Here is a 19,325-nt window from a genome sequence, read left to right as displayed (position 1 = left end):
AGCCTGTATGATCCGGTTCAGTAAGTTTAAGCGTCTTATCGTGTTAGGTCTTATATCTGTTTTGGTTGTAGGTGGCAGCGGAATAACTCTACTTGGCAATATTTCAGTAAAAGCCGAAGGAGCTTCTTTGCCTGGTAATGCTTCTAAGTATAACGTGTTCATATTGGGCAGCTATGAAGGCATGCACAGTGATGTGGAAGGCAGATTAGCCGCGGGCGGAAATGTAAATTTAAAAGAAGGCTATTCAGTTGGGCACAGTCTGACTAGTCAAGAAACGAAGGAAGCTTACTCACTTATCGCTGGTGGCGATTTGAATTATTCGCAGGGGGAGACCGTTGGTGATGTAGTGTACGGAGAGCATTACACCGGAAACGGCGGTCCTCGCGGAGGTACAGGAACATTGCAGCTCAAAAAGAATGTCATAGATTTCGCGGCCGAGTTCAGCTTATTACGTAATAAATCGGAACAGCTAGCCGCCGTCTCCGCTAACGGGACTACAACGGATAATGGCAGCCTTACTCTTACAGGTAAAAATTCCGGTGTGAATGTATTTACAGTAGACGGCAGCAAGCTATCCAGTGCTCATGGTCTGAGTATTGATATTCCTGAAGGCTCGACAGCCATAATTAATATTTCCGGATCTACAGTTTCTATGAAGAACATGGGCGTCTGGATAAATGGTAAAAGCAGCACAGCCCAGGCTACAAAAGTGTTATATAACTTCAGTCAGGCAACCAGCGTGCAGATTGAAGGCATAGGTGTATTGGGAACTGTATTTGCACCGCTAGCTTCCATTAACTTCAACAATGCTCAAATTAACGGCAATGTAATTGGAGCTTCATTCTCTGGATCAGGGGAATCTCACCACTATCCATATACAGGTCAAGATCCATCTACACCAACGCCGACACCAACAGCAACGCCGACAGCGACACCAACGGCAACGCCGACAGCGACACCAACGGCAACGCCGACAGCGACACCAACAGCAACGCCGACAGCGACACCAACGGCAACGCCGACAGCGACACCAACGGCAACGCCGACAGCAACACCAACGGCAACGCCGACAGCGACACCAACGGCAACGCCGACAGCGACACCAACGGCAACGCCGACAGCAACGCCGACAGCAACACCAACGGCAACGCCGACAGCGACACCAACAGCAACGCCGACAGCGACACCAACGGCAACGCCGACAGCAACGCCGACAGCGACACCGACGGCAACACCTACAGCGACACCAACGGCAACGCCAACAGCAACGCCGACAGCGACACCAACGGCAACGCCGACAGCGACACCAACGGCAACGCCGACAGCGACACCGACGGCAACGCCGACAGCGACACCAACACCAACACCAACACCAACACCAACACCAACACCGACACCGACACCAACACCAACACCAACACCAACACCAACACCAACACCAACACCAACGCCAGCACCAACAGCGGAACCGACACCGACGCCAACGCCAGCACCAACAGCAGCACCAACACCAGCGCCAACGGCTCCACCGACGCCAGCACCAACAGCGCCACCGACACCGGCACCAACGGCTCCGCCAGTGGTATCGCCGTTTACGTTCATTCTGGCGACGCCGACGCCGGTTACCACTTTCATTGTAGAGGATGATGCGGTTCCGCTCGGACCGGTAGCCACTATATTGCCGAAGGCTACAATCCGGCCAGCCACTGCGGCACCGGTGCGAACTCCTGCAGCTTCGCCGTCAGCGGGTCCCGAATTAACCATAGATGATGAAGAGATTCCGCAGGGTAGTGTGACTGCGGCAGCCACTCTTCCGCAGACGGGAGAATCCAGTCCGGCGCCTTATTATATTGCCGGTATAGCTCTTGCGGGTCTGGGCCTGCTGCTGGGCAGAAGAGCAAGAAATAGCAGACGTAAATAAACTATTTGCTGTTTACCACGGGCTAATGGCGACTTTGGGGCTGCTTTTGGAGGAAATATGCTCCGAGAGCAGCCCTTTTAATCCTTTAGAATCAATAAGGGTTAGGAGTCCGCAAAGTGCCTCAGTCATACAGCCCCACATTGTGGGGTTATTTTATGCGGAATAACCGCAACATCCAGACTGCCGGCAGAAATTTCAAGATGGCTGGAAGCCGTGCTATACTGACTGCATAGCTGCTGGTTTGTTGACACAAGAGTATTAATCACCCTGAAGTATCTGGGTATTCACCGGAAGGAGAAACGTGTATGTGGAGTGTAATCCTGCTTGCAGGGCTTATTATTATGGTAGCAGGGGTAGTGTATGCAGGATTCTTCTTTTACGGAGTGGCAATTAAGCGGGCGCCGAAGGATTTCCTGGCAAAGACACCGGATCTCAAGGTTGACCCGCCGGTAGCCGGCGCTTCATGGGGGGAAGGCGCAGACTGGGTGTCACGGCAAAGCTTCCGCGAAGCTGAACTGATCTCGCATGATGGACTGAAGCTGAAGGGTTACTTTCTGGCATCGGGGCGGGCTGCCGGGCGTACGGTGATTATTGCCCACGGCTATTCCGGCAAAGCCAAGGATATGGGAGCAACCGCCAAGAACTATTACGATAATCTGGGCTATAATGTGCTCCTTCCTGATGCCAGAGGGCACGGGCAGAGTGAAGGCAGCTATATTGGCTTCGGCTGGCACGAACGGCGCGATTATCTGCAGTGGATCAATTATATTCTGGAGGAAACCGGACCTGAAGCGCAGATTGTACTGCATGGTGTATCGATGGGCGGAGCAACCGTGATGATGACGGCCGGGGAAGAGCTGCCTCCGCAGGTGAAGGCAGTGGTAGCGGATTGCGGATACACTTCGGTCAAAGCCCAGCTGTCCTATCAGCTATGGCGGATGTACCGTCTGCCGAGCTTTCCGTTCGTGCCGGTTGCCAGCTTAGTTACCAAGCTCAAGGCCGGTTATCTCTTTGGTGAAGCCTCTGCGCTGAAGCAGGTGCGCAAAGCAAGGGTTCCGATCCTGTTCATTCATGGAGACGCGGATAAGTTCGTGCCGTTTGCGATGATGGAGGAATTGTACCGCGCCTGCAGCAGTCCGAAGGAGCAGATGGTAGTGCATGGAGCGGGGCATGGTCTTGCTTATGATACGGATAAAATACAATATGTCCGCAAGGTTGGCCAATTCGTGGAGCGTTATGTAGACAATCCGGCATCGGTCCGTCCGGTCTGAATACCTCCTGAAACGTAGACGCGCCCGGTATCCGCAAATTAGGCGGTTACCGGGCGCTAATATGTTCCACACATGGGGCCTTTCCCTGCGTTCAGGGAAGCAGCACAGCCATGCTTATCGGTATATGAATCCCCCGCCGTTTGTGAGCGAAACGGGTGTCGTAGTTCCTTGTTATTTCCAGCAGCCGTGTGGCGAGAAAAATCCTTCCAATACGACAAAAGCCCTACCTCTCTTTTGTCCTTGCGGCTCCGTGGCCGCGCCAGTGTGAATCGGAATGCTATGTTCGAATTTGATCTCATAAAAAGGAAAGGTCCTGCAAGAAAACGTAAGATTTTGTGTCCAAACTGCCGATAGTATAGAAAAGTGATTCATCGGCCTGACATCTTCTTGATGGGGATAATATACTCGAAAACAAATATTGGATTATTATATCATGAAAAATATATAAATACAAGCGGTAACGGGCTGAGGCCGGACGGGAATGAGGTACAGATGAGACTATACAGAATATTTTTAAAGAATCAGATCCGGAATTATATATTCGGCTCAGTAGTGGCAGTGCTGGCCGTAGGAAGTCTGCTTCTGTTGTCCTCGCTGACGATAAGCACCCAGGAGTTTTTCCGTCTTCTGCTGGTTCTCATGCTTTCCTTCATCATTATGGCAGTAATGGAGATCGGGGTCTTCCTTAATCAGATTAAGCCAATCCGGGCAGCTCTGCTTGAGGAGAATCTGACACTGCCGATGCTGGAGAAGGCATATCTCCATACCCATCAAATGCCCAAACGGGCGGTACAGCGGATTCTGGGGCCGCATCTCATGGGGTTATCCCTGCCGGCTATACTAATGACGTTCTGGATGATCCGTAATGGATGGATTACGATACCGTATTTCTATATGCTTATAGCAATGGGCGGAGCTGTACTGGTGGCCAGTATGCATGCGCTGATTGAGTTTTTCCTTACCTGTACGGCAATTATTCCCCTGATCAAAGAATTCAGAAACCGCGCGCTGGAACAGTATGGTGTTGATTTTTCACTGGAAGGGCATGTGTTTATACCGATCCGCCCCAAATTTATGGTGAGCTGTATGCTGATCGGCACCTTTCCGCTGTTTCTGTTTATCATGGCTACACATATCCGCCTGCATGATCAAGGAGGTGCGGTAGTTGGAGTCGGGATGCAGAATTACTGGGCCTGGGCAGGGATGGTGCTGCTGATCGGGACCACCTTCTCCTCCATCGCGGCCTGGCTGCTGACGAGCAGTGTGCAGCACCCGATTGATGAGCTGTACCAGGCAATGAATCAGGTGAAGGACGGGAATCTGATCCAGGTGCAGGACGAATATTCCGATGAATTCTCGAAGCTGGTAGCGGGCTTTAATATGATGGTCCGGGGGCTGCAGGCCCGGGAGCAACAGAACCGGCAGCTGCTGGACAGCTACTTCACCACGCTTGCTGTGGCGCTGGATGCCCGTGACTCCTATACCGCGGGTCATTCGCTGCGGGTGGCGGAATATTCCGTCATTATCGGACAGCTTGCCGGGCTTACGGGCCAGGAGCTGGATAACCTGCGCAAATCGGCTCTGCTGCATGATATCGGCAAAATCGGTGTAAGTGACAGCGTTTTGTTCAAGGAAGAGGCGCTGACGGAGGAGGAGTTTGACCAGATCAAGAGCCATCCGGTGCTGGGGGAGAACATCCTGCGTCAGATAGAGCCGGCTGAGAAGATGGAGCCTTATCTTGGCGGCGTACGTTCACATCATGAGCGTTATGACGGCAGAGGATATCCGGATGGTCTGGCAGGAACGGATATTCCGCTGCATGGCCGGATTATTGCGGTGGCGGATGCCTATGATGCGATGACCTCGGACCGGCCTTACCGCAAGGGGATGGATCATGACCGGGCACTGGCCATTCTGGAGCAGGGGAGAGGCAGCCAGTGGGACCCGGAATTCGCCGGATTGTTCCTGGACTATTTCGGGCGGAAGGCCCGGCTGCACCAGGATATCTATCCGGTCAAAACCGGATAAAAAGGGCTTCACCTCCCGTTTATCCTTATATTTCTTGCAGAAGCGGATGCCATCCAATTTCAGGAAGGTTCCGCTTCTGCTTTGCGTGCCTATTTTGTGAACTGGGCATGAAATGCGACAATTAACGACTACATTCATTGAAGGATTGAGGGCAGACCGTTATAATTATTAAGTCTGGTTTTTAATTAAAAAATAAGGGAGATTTTTATGAAACGCGCAGATGTGCTGCTGATTTCTATTGTTCTGATTGCTGCGCTCGCTTTTATAGTGCCGAGGTGGCTGTCAAACGATGCTGATAAAGGCGGGCCGGGCAAAGAGCTCGTGGCGAATATAACGGTGGACGGAGAATTATTCAAAACGGTAACACTGACCAAGGAAGAACAGACGATTGAGGTCCGGACTGACCGGGGCTATAACATTCTGAAGGTGCATGATTACGGAATCGAGATGTACGATGCCGACTGTCCGGACCAGGTATGCCTCGGATTCGGGTTTATTACACTGCCCAAGCAGACCATAGTATGTCTGCCGCACCGGGTATTAGTAGAAATTGCAGGCGGGTCGGGGGAGGATGAAGTAGATGGCTATGTCCAGTAGTGAATCCGCAACAGCACTCAAACGGACGGTAATCATTGCGATTTTTGCAGCCGTTGCGGTGGTGCTCAGTATTGTTGAGGCTCAGATCCCGCTTGCCGGGATGGGGCTGATGCCCGGGGCGAAGCTTGGCTTTGCCAACATTATGATTTTGACCTGTATTTACTTTCTGCGCGCGAGGGATGTATTCGTACTCGTGATTCTGAAGACGCTGCTGACGGCCTTTCTGCTTGGGACACTGTCCAGTCTGCTCTTCAGCCTGTTCGGCTCGCTGTTCAGCTTTGTTGTCATGTTCGCCCTTGTGAAGCTTGGCGGCACCAGATTCAGCGTCATCGGCATCAGTATTGCAGGCGGGCTTGCCCATAATACCGGCCAGCTGCTTGCGGCTTCGTTTGTATTCCATTCGTCGAGTATTTTCTACTACCTGCCTGTTCTGCTGATCACCGGGATTGTTACAGGGATTGCTGTGGGCTTTGCCGTCCGGTATGTGGTAGCGTCGCTATCCAAGATATCCTTGTTTGAAGAGTTCCTGAACGGACCGGGTCACTAGCAGCGGAAGGATGACTAACATGAATGATTTGAACCAAGAGAATAAGGCAGGCGGGGAGTCCGCTGTTATAGCTCTCAAAGAGGTCTCCTTCGGGTATGATCCGGAGCATCCGATTCTCCATAATATTACCTTGTCCATTCCGCAGGGCCAGTGGGTAAGCATCGTCGGCCCGAACGGATGCGGGAAATCTACACTGGTTAAGCTGCTGAATGCCCTGCTGCCTAAGAGTGCCGGGGAGATTTATGTCTGCGGGCACAGACTGCAGGAGGAGACGACCCGGGACATCCGGCAATGTGTCGGGATGGTGTTCCAGAATCCTGATAATCAGTTCATCGGGCAGACGGTAGAGGAGGATATTCTGTTCGGCCTGGAAGGGCTTTGTTTGTCCTATGAGGAAATGAAGCAGCGGCTGGAGTTCTATACCGGGAAGCTGGGGATTAACCATCTGCTGTCCAAGCATCCCGGAGAGCTTTCGGGCGGACAGAAGCAGCGTGTCGCCATTGCTTCGATTCTCGCCATGAAGCCAGGCATCGTCATCTTCGACGAGGCCTCTTCTATGTTAGACGAAGGCAGCAGGAATGAGCTGATGGCTATTCTGCAGGATATGCGCGCAGAAGGGACCTACACCATTCTGATGATTACCCATGATGCGGATGAGATTCTGGCCTCCGACCGTGTGCTTGCCCTGCATGGCGGCAGTATTGCTGCTGATGTGCCGCCTGCGGAGCTGTTCCGCAGCGAAAGCCTCCTTGCGCAATGCCATCTGCTGGAACCGTACCCGTGGCGTCTTGCCCGGGAACTGCAGAGCCGGGGAATTACGGTGGATGTACCCGCCAGCGAAAAGGAGCTTATAGACAAGCTATGGCCATACAATTACAGCAAGTAAGCTACACCTACGCTGAGCGCAGCATGTGGCGGGTGGCGGCGCTGCACGGGATTGATCTGAAGATTGCCCAGGGTTCGCTGACCGGGATTGCCGGGGCTACCGGCTCTGGAAAGTCGACGCTGCTGCAGCTGTTCAACGGGATTCTGAAGCCGACAGAAGGCACGGTCCAGGTGCTGGATGTGACGATTAAGGCAGGAGAGAAATCACCGAAGCTGCTTCCGCTGCGCCGCCGGGTCGGATTAGTGTTCCAGTTCCCGGAGCAGCAGATGTTCGAGGATACGGTCGAGAAGGATCTTTGCTTCGGGCCGATGAACTTCGGCATGAGCCTGGAAGAAGCCAAGGAGCGGGCGCGTAAAGCGATGACCGATATGGGGCTTGATCTTGCCCTGCTGGAACGCAATCCGTTCCGGCTTAGCGGAGGCCAGATGCGTAAGGCAGCTATCGCCTCCGTACTGGCGATGGACCCGGATATTGTCGTGCTCGACGAGCCGACGGCTACCCTGGACCCCGTAAGCCGCGCGGAGCTGATCGCGCTGCTGGAGCGGCTGTGCCGCGAGCAGGGCCGGACGATCATCATCGTGACGCACCGGATGGATGAGCTGCTGCCGTATGCCGACAGCTGGGCCCTGCTGAAGGGCGGCGAGCTCGCCTTCCAGGGCAGCGGCCAGGAGCTGGCCGCTGATCCGGCGATTCTGGAGCGCTGCGGACTGACGGTTCCGCAGTCGCTAAGGTACTGGCAGGCCGCCGCTGAGCGCTTCGGCCTGGCCGGTGAGAAGCCGGTCCTTAGCGCGGAGGGCCTTGCTGAGCGGATATCCTCCCTGCTGGCTGAACGCGGCGAAGCCCGCGGAGCGCAGGAAACGGGGGATAACCATGAATGAGCGGCTGCTGCTGGGACGCAGCATTGATACAGGCTCCTGGGTTCACAAGCTGGACGCCAGATCCAAAATAACCGGGATGCTCCTCTACGTAGCGATCATTCTGATCTCGAATTCCTGGATGGAGATGGGGCTGCTGGCGGTATTTTCGATTGCCGTCATGGCCACCACCCGCATTCCGCTTAAATACTTTATTAAGGCTGCGAAGCCGCTGCGGTATTTGATGCTATTCATTTTCATTGTCCAGACATTGTCGGTGAAGGAAGGGGAGGTCCTCTGGTCACTGGGGGCGTTCGCACTCCATGAGGACGGACTGCGGCTGGGGGCATTCTCCGTCATCCGCATGCTGTTCCTGCTGACCTTCACGGCACTGCTGACCTTCACAACAACTCCCGCCAAGCTGAACCAGGGTCTTGAAGGGGTGCTCGCACCATTCAAGAAGCTGGGGCTGTCGCCGGACCGGCTTACACTGATGATCAGCATTGCGCTGCGTTTCATTCCGACGATTCTCGATGAAGCACAGATTATCCTCAAGGCCCAGGCTTCACGGGGGGCGGATCTGAAGGAGCTGCCGCTGAAGGAGAAGGCGAAGATGCTGGTATCCCTGCTGGTTCCGGTAATCGCCAGTGCCTTCCGGCGTGCCCAGGACCTGGTCTATTCCATGGAAGCCCGGGGCTTCCGCATGGATGCGCCGCGCAGCCGGTACCACCGCCTGAGGTGGGGCGCAGCTGATACGCTGTTTGTTGCTATGTTTATCGTCGTCTTAGTCTTGACAGCATTATTGTAGGAATTTAGGAGGAAACAAGAAATGGCACGTTATTTTAATGGCAAAGAGGTTGAACTGCTGGCACCGGCAGGAACGTTTGATATTTTCAAGGCTGTAATTGAGTCGAAGTGTGATGCCGTCTATTTTGGCGGACCAGTACTGAATATGAGAATGATGCGCAAGGGCTATAACCTGTCTCATGAGGAAATTATTGAAGCTCTGAGCATTGCCCGCAGCATGGACAAAAAAGTATATATCACCGTTAACAATCTGTTCAGCGAAGAGGATGTGGAAGAGGCCAGGGAGTATCTGCGGTTCCTCGACGGCGCCCGTCCGGATGCGCTGATTGTGCAGGATATGGCCGTGCTGCAGCTGATCCGCGAGATGGAGCTTACCGTTCCGGTTCATGCTTCAGTGATGATGAATGTGCACAATCTGGAGATGATTCATGCGCTGCGGGAGCTTGGTGTCAGCCGGGTCGTTACCTCGCGTGAGATGGATCTGCAGACAGCGAAGCTGCTGGGCAGCCGGAGCGGTATGGAGCTGGAGTATTTCATTCATGGCGATATGTGTTCCGTGCACGGGGCGAACTGCTATTTCAGCTCCCAGGTGTTCGGGATGAGCAGCAACCGGGGCAAATGCATGAAGCCTTGCCGCTGGGATTACCGGATCAAACGTGACGGCTTCATCTATCCTGCGGAATATCCGCTGGCCGTGAAGGATATGTTCATGTATGAGCATCTTCCGGAGCTGATCGAGTCCGGTATCACTTCCTTCAAGATTGAAGGCCGGATGCGCGACAAGGAATTCATGGTGATGCTGGCGAACAGCTACGGCGATGCACTTGACCGCTACATTGATGATCCGCTCGGCTTTGACCGTACCACGGACTCCAAAGAGCTGTACAAAAACCGCAAACGTGACTTTTCGACCGCCTATGCTTTTGGCAAACCGGGACTTTCAAATATTAACCGCCGTTATGAGGGCACAGGCAAGTTCTACAGCACCGGCAAAGTATTCAGTACACCGACTGCAGAGCGTGAGCTGTCAGGCGACCGGGTGAAGCAGCTGCGTGAACGGATGACAGAGGATAAGCAGGCGAAGCGGAACAAAGCTGAACTGGCTGTACGTGTGAACAATATGGAGCAGGCGCGTCTGGTGCTGGAGATGGGCGTAGAGAGCTTGTATCTGCCAGGTGATGTATTTGAACCGGACCGGCCGTTCACTAAACAGGACATTAAAGATCTTGGTGCAATCAAGGGCCAGACCAGGCTGTATCTCGGGATGCCGCGGATGATGACCGAGCTGCATTTTGACCAGTATGATCATTTGCTGAATGGGGAGAAGCTGCCGATTGACGGGCTGATGATTACGAACCTTGGGGCGATCCGCCGTTACCGTACAGCCGGTTATCCGATGATTGGCGATGCCAACCTGAACGTATACAACCATCTGTCTGCCGGACTCTATGCCGGACTTGGACTTACGAAGCTTACGGTTTCACCGGAGATGACGCTGGAGCATTTCGCCACCTTCATTTCCCGCACGGATCTGCCGCTGGAGGTTGTAGCTCACGGTACGCCTGCGCTGATGTACATGGAGCATGACCTGTTCGAGAACACCGAGGTAATGGAGCCGATCGGCGAGGAAGATAACCAGTTTGTGCCTAATAACGTGCTGGTGCTCAAAACCGATAAAGGCGAGAACCCGGTCTACCGCGACCAATACGGCCGCTGCCACCTGCTGTTTGCCAAAGAGCTGTGTTACCTGCCGATGCTTGAGGAGATGAACGGGCTTGGCATTACGAGCTTCCGGATCGAAGGCGCTACTTACAGCACCGGAGAATTGCGCACGATCATTGCTGCTTATCAGGCCGCGATTCAGGGAATTCAGGCACAGGATGATGATTTGCTTGGCGGATTAAAGCCAGTCTACGCGGGGTACACACTTGGTTCACTGCAGTTCAATTAATAATTCAATTTTAAAATAATGCCGGAGCTAGTATAATAACGGTAGGTAGCGGGCTTGAAAGTTACTTTTTTCACATACTATTTAGACTAATTCATCATTCATAACGTTATCAGAGCCAACATCTGGGGTTAACAGCCGCTGAAAGCGAGGGAACATTCATGGAACAGAGCAATTATATTGGACGAGAAGCGGTAGCCGCTAAAAGAAAGCAGTATTTCTACCCGTGCACCGCACATTTTTACCGGGATGCCCCGCAAATTGTCCGCGGAAGCATGCAGTACGTCTACGATGAGAAGGGTAAGGAATATACGGACTTCTTCGCCGGGGTATCGGTTGTTGCCTGCGGCCACTGCAATCCGGCCATCACTTCACGCACAATCGCACAGCTGCAGCAGCTGCAGCATACCTCAACTGTCTACCTGACCCAGCCGAATGTAGATTTGGCGGAGCGTCTGGAGGAGTTGTTGCCGGGTGCACTGCGCCGGACGTTCTTCGTGAACAGCGGCTCCGAGGCGAATGAAGGCGCGCTGCTGCTGGCCCGGATGCATACAGGGCGTAAAGGTTTTATCGCACTGGAAGCCGGCCTGCACGGGCGGACCAATCTTACGATGAGCGTCACCGGCCTGCAGATGTGGAGAACGGATGCTTATCTGGATGAGGATGTGACATTCATTGAACGTCCTTACCACCCTGAGATGACGCTGGAGGAAGCTGCTGCGCGGTCTATTGCGGGCCTGAAGGCTGTCCTCGCTGAGAAGGGTGATTCGATCGCGGCCATGATCGTTGAGCCGATTCAAGGCAACGGAGGCATGATTATGCCTGCACTGTCCTATTTCCGTGAGGTGAAGGCGCTGCTGGAGGAGTATGGTGTGCTGCTGATTGACGACGAAATTCAGACCGGCTACGGCCGGACAGGCGCAATGTTCGCGATGGAGCATTTCGGTGTAGTTCCGGATATCATCAGTATGGCAAAAGCGCTCGGCAATGGCGTTCCTGTCGCCGCATTTGCTACTACAGACGAGATTGCCGCTTCACTGAACAAGCCTTCGGCTTCGACGTTCGGCGGAAACCCGGTATCCGCAGCTACCGCGCTGGCCGTGCTGGATTATATCCAGAGTGAGCGGCTGCCGGAGCGGGCGGCTGAGCTGGGCGGACGTCTGAAGCAGGGTCTGCTTCTGCTCCAGGAGCGTTATCCTGCGCTGATTACCGATGTTCGTGGAACGGGCTTCATGCTGGGTGCGGAGCTGACCGGTTCAGGCGCTGTGAGCGCGGCAGAGCTTACGGACCTGGTGCTTGAAGAGGTGAAGGACCGCGGATTCTTAATCGGCAAAAACGGCATCGGCCGCAACGTTCTCGCCTTCCAGCCGCCGCTGGTCGTCACCGCAGATAATGTGGATGCCCTGCTGGCTGCACTGGATGAAGTGCTGTCCCGGCTCTAGAAAGAGCATGACTTTGCAGGCCGGCTCCTTTACAATATTGGGTGAAGCGTTGTAATGTGTCCGCTTGGCTCTTTATTCTATGGCATGTGAAGCGATAAGGTACATTTTAAGAAAGAGGCATACTATTATGGTTATCATTAATGCTTTTAAGCATACGGCACTTAAGCTGAAAATGTTCAGCGAGCTCGTCATGTTCTCCCACACGCTATTCTCCCTGCCGTTTGCCATCATCTCGATGGTCTGGGCAGCGGGCGGCTGGCCGTCCGGCCATATGATGCTGTGGGGGCTGATCGCGCTGATCGGTGCGCGCAACGGGGCCAATGCGTTCAACCGGCTGGTCGACCGGACCTTTGACGGCAATAACCCGCGTACCGCGCACCGGCATCTGCCGCAGCGGCTGCTTGCGGAGAAGGAAGTTATTCTGTTCATCATCATCAATTATGCGCTGTTCATTGTGGCATCCGGGATGCTGAATCTGCTCTGTCTGCTGCTGTCGCCTGTAGCGATTGTACTGATCTCCAGCTACTCGTATACGAAACGGTTTACGTTCCTCAGCCATCTGTATCTGGGATTTGTAATTGCGTCAGCGCCGATCGGTGCCTGGTTTGCAGTGACGGGGAATATCGCCTTTACTCCCTTCGTTATCGGAACTGTAGTGATGCTGTGGATTGCCGGATTCGACATTATCTACGGCACGCAGGATATTGATTTCGACCGGCGGAGCGGCCTATGGTCGATCCCGAGCTTCTTCGGGCTGGAGAACGCCTTGCGGATCTCCAAGGCGCTGCATTTCATCATGGTTATGCTGCTGCTCTTCCTGTACCTCTGGCGCGATCTGGGCTGGATGTATCTGATCGGCATCGGGGTTGCAACGGTGCTCCTCATGACAGAGCACAAGATTATCAAGCCGTCGAACCGCAAGCTGATGAAGGTGGCTTCTTATAATTTGAATCAGGTGATCAGTATGGTGATATTGCTGTGCACGCTAATTGATTATTTTTACGTTAATTAGTTTGGCTGGGGTGGCGGTTGGGCTGGCGCTGGTTGCGGTTGGGGAACTGCACTGCGATGAATTTCGGACTTCCGATCGCTGTTAACTTCGGATTCCCTGATTAGAACCGCTGATCGCGGTAGGAATCCGAAGTAAGCATATGCTTCCGAAGCGAGCTTTCCTGCGGAAAGCTTTCAGGCGAACGCTGACGCTTCTTCAGTTCCCAAATTCCTCTCCGTTCCGTCCTAACCGCTCCCCCAGACAACATTAACTTCAAAAAGACAACAGGCCCGCCCGGCTGGGGTGGGCAGTAAAGAGCGCGACAAGCTTAGGCTTCGCGCTTTTCTTTTTGCCGCCAAGAGCAAAACCCAAACCTCAAAAGCAAACCACAAAAAGCAAACAACAAAGAGCAAACCTTAAAAACAAAACACCTAAACTACACTTTAGCTAAATACGTTCACGGGCGCTTTGCTGCGTTCGCTGTTTAGCGAAAAGAAGGGAGTGAGTGATTGTGACGGTGGCAAGAGAAACTGAGAGCGAGGAATAAGTGTATTTCGTACAACTAAAAGACAGCAAACAGCAGGATTTATCAAGATAAGTGTATTCCGTACAACTAAAAATGAGGGAAGGGGAGTTTTCAAGCAAATGAGCTAAATAGTTGTAGAGAGTGCAGTTATAGTGTGGATAGAGCGATGAACTGTGAATTTAGTTGTACGAAATGCAGTTAGGCGGACGATGAACAGCGGGAAACAAAAAAAACGAGCCCGACATGGCTCGTTTTTTGGAGTGCGTATGGCTAATCCTTGTTACTCACCGGTCACGACCGGCGAAATACTCCAGCAGAATCTCCAGATCGGCATGCGCCGGGAAGCTGGAAAGCTGCTGCACGATGGAAGCTGCCTGAGACAAGTAGTCCTGGCTGACAGCTTCTGTCCGGGCCAGAGCGTCGCTTCTGTTAATCAGCTGGAGAACATGTTCTAATTCTTCAGGTGAAGAATTAGGGCCGATGCTGCGGATCACAGGGGCCAGCTTAGGGTCCTGCAGGGCGAAGAGCACTGGCAGGGTAATCTGGCCGTGGCGCAGGTCGCTGCCGGCCGGCTTGCCGAGCACATCAGCAGATTGGGTGAAATCGAGAATGTCGTCCTGAATCTGGAACGACATGCCGAGTGCTTCACCGAAATTATAGAGCAGATCGGCGGTTTCTTCTGTGCTCTCTGCAGAAAGGGCGCCTACCCGCAGGCAGGTGGCCATCAGCAGGGCTGTTTTGTTGCGTGATTTCTCCAGATACTGCGCAAGTGTCAGGTCATAATCGAAGACATGCTCCATCTGCTGGTATTCGCCCAGGCATAGCTGGGCAGTGGCTACAGAGGATAAATCATGGACATAACGGTTCTTATCACCTGAGTACTTGCTGAGCAGTTCAATAATGCGGGCAGACATATAGTTGCCGATATGTACTGCGGACAGAATGCCGGTCTTCATATGCAGCGCAGGTCCGCCCCGCCGCAGCTCGGCACCGTCAATAATATCATCATGAATCAGTGAGGCAGCATGGATGAATTCAGCAGCGGCGGATAATTGCAGCGTTCTGCGCCCGGCGGGCTTGCGGCCGAAACGGCTGCCGACAATGACCATCAGCGGACGCAGTCTTTTGCCGCCGGAGCTGGTCAGTTCGAGAATACTCTGCGCCAGCTGTGAATGGGTAGGCACATCCTTATCGCGGGTCACCAGATTCTTAATTTCCCGGTTAATTTCATTCAGATCAATATTCAAGGCCTCATGCAGCTTCATCTATTGTGTTCCCACCTGTCAAATGGCTTTGCTTGTACGGCTTCGCTGTCTGCGCTCCTGAAGGAGGAACTCATCAAACTCCCGGGCCGGATTTTGTTCTGTAAACTCTCCATTTGAGCGTCTGATCTGCATTTTTTTGATCGAGGGAGCCAAATAAGCTACCAGATCCAGCTCACGGCATTTCACTGCGAACTGCAGGTAGAAGCTATAGAGGTAATCTCCATCCAAAATGTTGCGGGTTAGGTCAGGATGATGTGGGACACATTCCATATGGCGCTCTGCGGCCACAGTAAGAATGATATAAATACCAAGCAAATGGACTTTGCGGTCATATTCCAGATCATGGCGTTCCAATACCGAGAGCAGCTGCTCACATTCTGCCGGAGAGAGAGACAACTGGATTCCGGTGACCGGGGACATTTCAGCCTGAAGCAACCGGAACGTATCTTCAATGAGTTTTTTGTTCACAAGATTCTCTCCTTCTTGTCGGTTTTGCCGGAAGCAACCACAGCCCTGATTATCCCTACAAAACCATTCTGTACTAATTTGCGCGGATGTGCTTTCACCTTGTTAAACAAGGAGAGTAATGTGTCCTAGGGACACATTACTCTTAAGAACATCATATTCAGCTTGCAGCAGCGCAGCATGTGCATACGCCGCTGCTGTCATTTATTAGTGATCTTATTAAGAAGTTACCCGTATAATCAGTCGGTAAACAGATACCAGCGCCGGACGAGCGGAATCTTCTTCCACTGCTTCTTGAGCCAAGGAAGAACATAGTAATCCAGACCGAACACGCTGCCGGAACCGCCGATGCAGGCAATAGCTGCCCCAACATACCAGAGCATTTCTGTTGCTGCCATCTTCGTGGTCCAGATCATCACTGCCATACCAATGGTGGCCAGGGAAGAAATAGCTGTGAACAAACCGACGATGAGCATTACACCGAAGAGGATTTCGGCACAAACCATACCGATTTGGAACCATTTAGCCAGGAAGGTGTAAGAACCGTCCGGGTTGTAGAACATAAGATCCATGAACCAGTTGGAAATATCATAGATGAAGCCTGGAACAGGCAGAGCTGATACCGCTTCTTTGGCAGTGGATACTGCGGAAGCTGCGGATTGGGCATCTACAGTTGTCTTAACGGCATCTACAGCGACGCTGGCTGCAGAAGTAGCATCTGCATAAGGAGCAGCAGGAATCAGGAAGATCTTATCCGGGTCAACCCAGATTTTTCTGATTTTCTCAATACCTTCATATAGCCACATGCCACCCAGAAGCATACGGAGCGGAACGAGCCAGAAGTTCGGTGAGCGCTTGGAGAAGTATCCGCCCACGAAGCTCTTGCGGTTCTCAACATGGAAGAACTCGTGCATCATATAAGTCCAGACCTTGTTGAAGCCTACAACCTGGGACAGGTAGAACATATTGATGAAATGTTTGGACAACATAGCCATGAAGCCGGTCAGCATGAAGAACTTGCCTGGCAGACCAACGTTTGCTACGCCATAGCGGCTGCCGATCGAAACCATGGTACCATGGAATCCTGGTTTGTATGCTTTTTTCGGCGTACCTTTAATGTCAGCAATAATGTTGCCGGCAATAACAGGTGCGGCCTGTTCAGCATTTTCAACCATTTGTGGAACTGGACGTTCTTCGCCTTCAGGGATGTAGAAAATGTTATCCCCTACAACGTATACGTTCTTATGGTCAACACTTTCAAGGTGTTCGTTCGTAACAATACGTTTGCGTCCTTGTTGTTGAACATCAAGGGTGCCAACGATTTCGGAGCCTTCAACACCGGCTGTCCAGACAATAGTCTGTGCATCCACGATGTTCTTCTCGCCGAGGGCAACAGAACCATCGCCAACTTCGGTGATCTTAGCGCCTGTAACGATCTCTACCTTCAGCTTGCGCAGGTGGGCTTCAGCCTTCTGAATCAGCTTATCCGGAAGGATAGGTAGAATCTTCGGAGCCATATCAGCTACAATCAATCTGACTTCGGACGGGTCAATGAAGAATTCTTTGCACAGCTCTTCGCGCTGCTCGGCCATTTCACCGACAAGCTCGACACCAGTGAAGCCGGCACCGATAATTACGAAGGTCAGCATAGCACGGCGTACTGCCGGGTTTTTTTCCTTCGCTGCTTTGGTGTACATGTCGCGGATCTGACGCTTCAGGGCAACTGCATCATCATAAGACCAGAAGGAGAAGGTGTTCTCTTCTGCTCCAGGAATACCGAAGAAGGTTGGCTTGCTTCCTGTGCCGATTACCAGGTAATCATAAGCATAGGTGGCTTTGTCGGATTTCAGCTTCTTGTTCTTGAAATCAATGTTGCTGATCTCGTCAAGAACAACGTCTACTTTCAGGCCGGCAAAGATTTTTTTGAGATCAATTTTGATCGAATCCTCAGGTGCGCGATTCGCAGAAACCTCATGCAGCTCAGTCAAGAGAGTGTGGTATGGATTTCGGTCGATCAGTTTTATTTCTACATCTTTGTCGTTCTTAAATTTCTTTGCTAGTTTCTTAGCCGTGAGTACGCCGCCGTAGCCGCCGCCCAAAATGACTATTTTCTTCAAGAGAAACTCACCTCATTCGTCTGATTAAGCTGCAAAAGGTAGCGAATTATTATTTCGCGCCTTCAAGTGCTTTTTGTGCAAGTGTGAAATATTCACCAACGTGGATAGACACGCCGGAAATTGCATCGGTTTTGCCTTCAGCATCCAGGGTAGGAGCTGTGCCTTGGTTCTCAAGGAAGTATTTCTCGGCAAGTGCGATTTCTTCGTGCCATTCAGCAGCAGCACCGCCGGCTTTCATGCCGTATTTACCGTCTACGGAATATTGTTTCTTATCATCGCCTGCAGCATTCACGCCGCTGAAATTAACAGCAACGATGTTACCGTTAGCAACGGATACAGCTACAGTGGACTTCCAGCCGGATGTAGCATCCATTTCGCCTTCAGCTTTGTAACCGCCGTCTTTGTAAGGACCTGCAGCAACCGGACCAGCAGCAATTGCAGCCTGGGCAGCGCCTACGAAGTCGCTAACGTGTACGGATACGCCGGATACTGCATCTGTTTTACCTTCAGCATCAACAGTGAGTGCAGCAGGATCTTGTTTCTCAATCAAATATGCTTCTGCAAGAGCAGCTTGTTCATGCCATTCGGATTGGGCACCGCCGATTTTTACCAAACCGTAGTTGCCGTCCTCGGATACTTTTTTCTTCAGATCGCCAGCGTTTTTAACATTGAAGGCATTCCAGTCAGCTTTGGTGATTTTGCCGCCTTCTACAGTAAGCAATGCGAAAGTCTGCCAGCCAGTTTCAGCATCGGCATCAACTGTTCCGTAGTAGGTTCCGTCTTGGTACTTGCCTGTTTCTGTTCCGGCATTAGCAGCAGTAGTTGCTTCAGCAGCAGGAGCAGTTGTCGCAGCAGCAGGTGCATTAGTTGCAGCAGCATTGTCCGCAGTGTTGTTATTGCCACAACCCGCGAGTAAAGTGCCAAGTACCAGGGCGCTCGACAAGATTACAGAAGCTTTTTTCATTTTGATATGACCTCCAAGAAAATAGTTTAAAATATATATATTAAAATGTAAAACATTTTAATAGCAATTGGAAGTGATAAAAATCACTTTATAAATGACATTTGTCACTTTTGAATCGGTCCTAAGACCCTTTTTGTAGCGGTCACATGACATATATCGGCAGACAATAAGAAAAAATTTAATCATCTCGTTTCTTGTTCGATGGCATTCTAGCACAAGCTGAGCGATAGTCATGTGAAAATAATCACTTAAAAGATAAATAAATTTACTTCTGAAGTATATCAAAGTTTAAAATATATGAACAGTAATTTTAAAGACTATTATGTGACAAAGTTTGACTTTCTTTGAAGCAAGTTCCCTTACCCTGCGCCGGAAGCCTGGAGCCGGTATATTCGATTCATTTCAATAAACCGGGGGTAATAATTCCCTAAGTATGATTTAATCTATCAGACACAATTCGACACCTAAGGAGATGAGCTTACAGTGGACAGCAATGTACTCAAAGGAAAGTGGCTGCAGATCAAAGGTGAGGCCAAGAAACAGTGGGGCCAGCTGACGGATGACGACCTGGATATTATAGACGGTGAGAAGGATAAGCTTGTTGGGAAGCTGCAGGAGCGTTACGGCCACTCCAAGGATGATGCCGAGGCGGAATACCGCAATTGGGAACAGTCGATCCGCAGCTGATATAAGGAT

Annotated in this window: 16 protein-coding genes; 12 read left to right on the top strand and 4 right to left on the bottom strand. The window is 52.0% G+C overall.

The genetic code is table 11. From position 1 onward, the window contains the following. Nucleotides 1–7: 7 nt before the first annotated feature. From LOS79_RS22505 to LOS79_RS22455, 11 genes are all read left to right on the top strand, one after another. Entirely contained in the window at nt 8–1,921 is a 1,914-nt protein-coding gene (locus LOS79_RS22505; protein ID WP_315412485.1) for a choice-of-anchor A family protein, read from the top strand. Nucleotides 1,922–2,226: 305 nt separating this feature from the next. Further along, complete coding sequence (locus tag LOS79_RS22500) at nt 2,227–3,192, top strand: alpha/beta hydrolase (protein WP_315412484.1); 966 nt, start codon at nt 2,227–2,229, stop codon at nt 3,190–3,192. 552 nt (nt 3,193–3,744) lie between these two features. Next, nucleotides 3,745–5,220, top strand: a complete 1,476-nt coding sequence (locus tag LOS79_RS22495; RefSeq protein WP_315412483.1) for an HD domain-containing phosphohydrolase — start codon at nt 3,745–3,747, stop codon at nt 5,218–5,220. A 207-nt stretch (nt 5,221–5,427) separates the two neighbouring features. Continuing rightward, a complete protein-coding gene (locus tag LOS79_RS22490) occupies nt 5,428–5,817 on the top strand; it encodes a NusG domain II-containing protein (protein WP_315412481.1) in 390 nt (129 codons plus the stop codon). Continuing rightward, nucleotides 5,801–6,364 (top strand): Gx transporter family protein, encoded by a 564-nt coding sequence (locus LOS79_RS22485; protein ID WP_315412480.1) that lies wholly within the window; start codon nt 5,801–5,803, stop codon nt 6,362–6,364. The genes LOS79_RS22490 and LOS79_RS22485 overlap by 17 nt, the downstream gene beginning before the upstream one ends. A 19-nt stretch (nt 6,365–6,383) precedes the next feature. Next, nucleotides 6,384–7,250, top strand: a complete 867-nt coding sequence (locus tag LOS79_RS22480; protein ID WP_315412478.1) for an ATP-binding cassette domain-containing protein — start codon at nt 6,384–6,386, stop codon at nt 7,248–7,250. Continuing rightward, nucleotides 7,226–8,128, top strand: coding sequence for an energy-coupling factor transporter ATPase (locus LOS79_RS22475; protein WP_315412477.1), 903 nt, complete (start codon nt 7,226–7,228; stop codon nt 8,126–8,128). Before LOS79_RS22480 ends, LOS79_RS22475 begins: the two co-directional genes overlap by 25 nt. Then, entirely contained in the window at nt 8,121–8,912 is a 792-nt protein-coding gene (locus LOS79_RS22470; protein ID WP_315412476.1) for an energy-coupling factor transporter transmembrane component T family protein, read from the top strand. The genes LOS79_RS22475 and LOS79_RS22470 overlap by 8 nt, the downstream gene beginning before the upstream one ends. A gap of 21 nt (nt 8,913–8,933) precedes the next feature. After that, a complete protein-coding gene (locus LOS79_RS22465; RefSeq protein ID WP_315412474.1) occupies nt 8,934–10,862 on the top strand; it encodes a peptidase U32 family protein in 1,929 nt (642 codons plus the stop codon). Between the two features lie 158 nt (nt 10,863–11,020). Then, nucleotides 11,021–12,301, top strand: a complete 1,281-nt coding sequence (locus LOS79_RS22460; protein ID WP_315412472.1) for an aspartate aminotransferase family protein — start codon at nt 11,021–11,023, stop codon at nt 12,299–12,301. Between the two features lie 127 nt (nt 12,302–12,428). After that, nucleotides 12,429–13,313 (top strand): UbiA-like polyprenyltransferase, encoded by an 885-nt coding sequence (locus LOS79_RS22455; RefSeq protein ID WP_315412471.1) that lies wholly within the window; start codon nt 12,429–12,431, stop codon nt 13,311–13,313. A gap of 789 nt (nt 13,314–14,102) precedes the next feature. Here the strand turns inward: LOS79_RS22455 and LOS79_RS22450 are convergent. From LOS79_RS22450 to LOS79_RS22435, 4 genes are all read right to left on the bottom strand, one after another. Beyond that, the gene (locus tag LOS79_RS22450) at nt 14,103–15,083 is read right to left on the bottom strand and encodes a polyprenyl synthetase family protein (RefSeq protein ID WP_315412470.1); all 981 of its coding nucleotides are present in this window, start codon (nt 15,081–15,083) and stop codon (nt 14,103–14,105) included. 18 nt (nt 15,084–15,101) lie between these two features. After that, nucleotides 15,102–15,551, bottom strand: a complete 450-nt coding sequence (locus tag LOS79_RS22445; protein ID WP_315412469.1) for a hypothetical protein — start codon at nt 15,549–15,551, stop codon at nt 15,102–15,104. A gap of 236 nt (nt 15,552–15,787) precedes the next feature. After that, on the bottom strand, nt 15,788–17,665 hold the full coding sequence (locus tag LOS79_RS22440) for an FAD-dependent oxidoreductase (protein ID WP_315412468.1): 1,878 nt from the start codon (nt 17,663–17,665) through the stop codon (nt 15,788–15,790). A 49-nt stretch (nt 17,666–17,714) separates the two neighbouring features. Continuing rightward, complete coding sequence (locus LOS79_RS22435) at nt 17,715–18,629, bottom strand: FMN-binding protein (RefSeq protein WP_315412467.1); 915 nt, start codon at nt 18,627–18,629, stop codon at nt 17,715–17,717. 483 nt (nt 18,630–19,112) lie between these two features. On the opposite strand from LOS79_RS22435, the gene LOS79_RS22430 reads away from it, so the two are divergent. Next, a complete protein-coding gene (locus LOS79_RS22430; protein WP_315412465.1) occupies nt 19,113–19,316 on the top strand; it encodes a CsbD family protein in 204 nt (67 codons plus the stop codon). Nucleotides 19,317–19,325: the final 9 nt, after the last annotated feature.

Source organism: Paenibacillus sp. MMS20-IR301 (assembly GCF_032302195.1).
Lineage (GTDB): Bacteria > Bacillota > Bacilli > Paenibacillales > Paenibacillaceae > Paenibacillus_AQ.
Note: the sequence above shows the minus strand (reverse complement) of the source record. Positions and strands in the feature narration are given on the sequence as shown.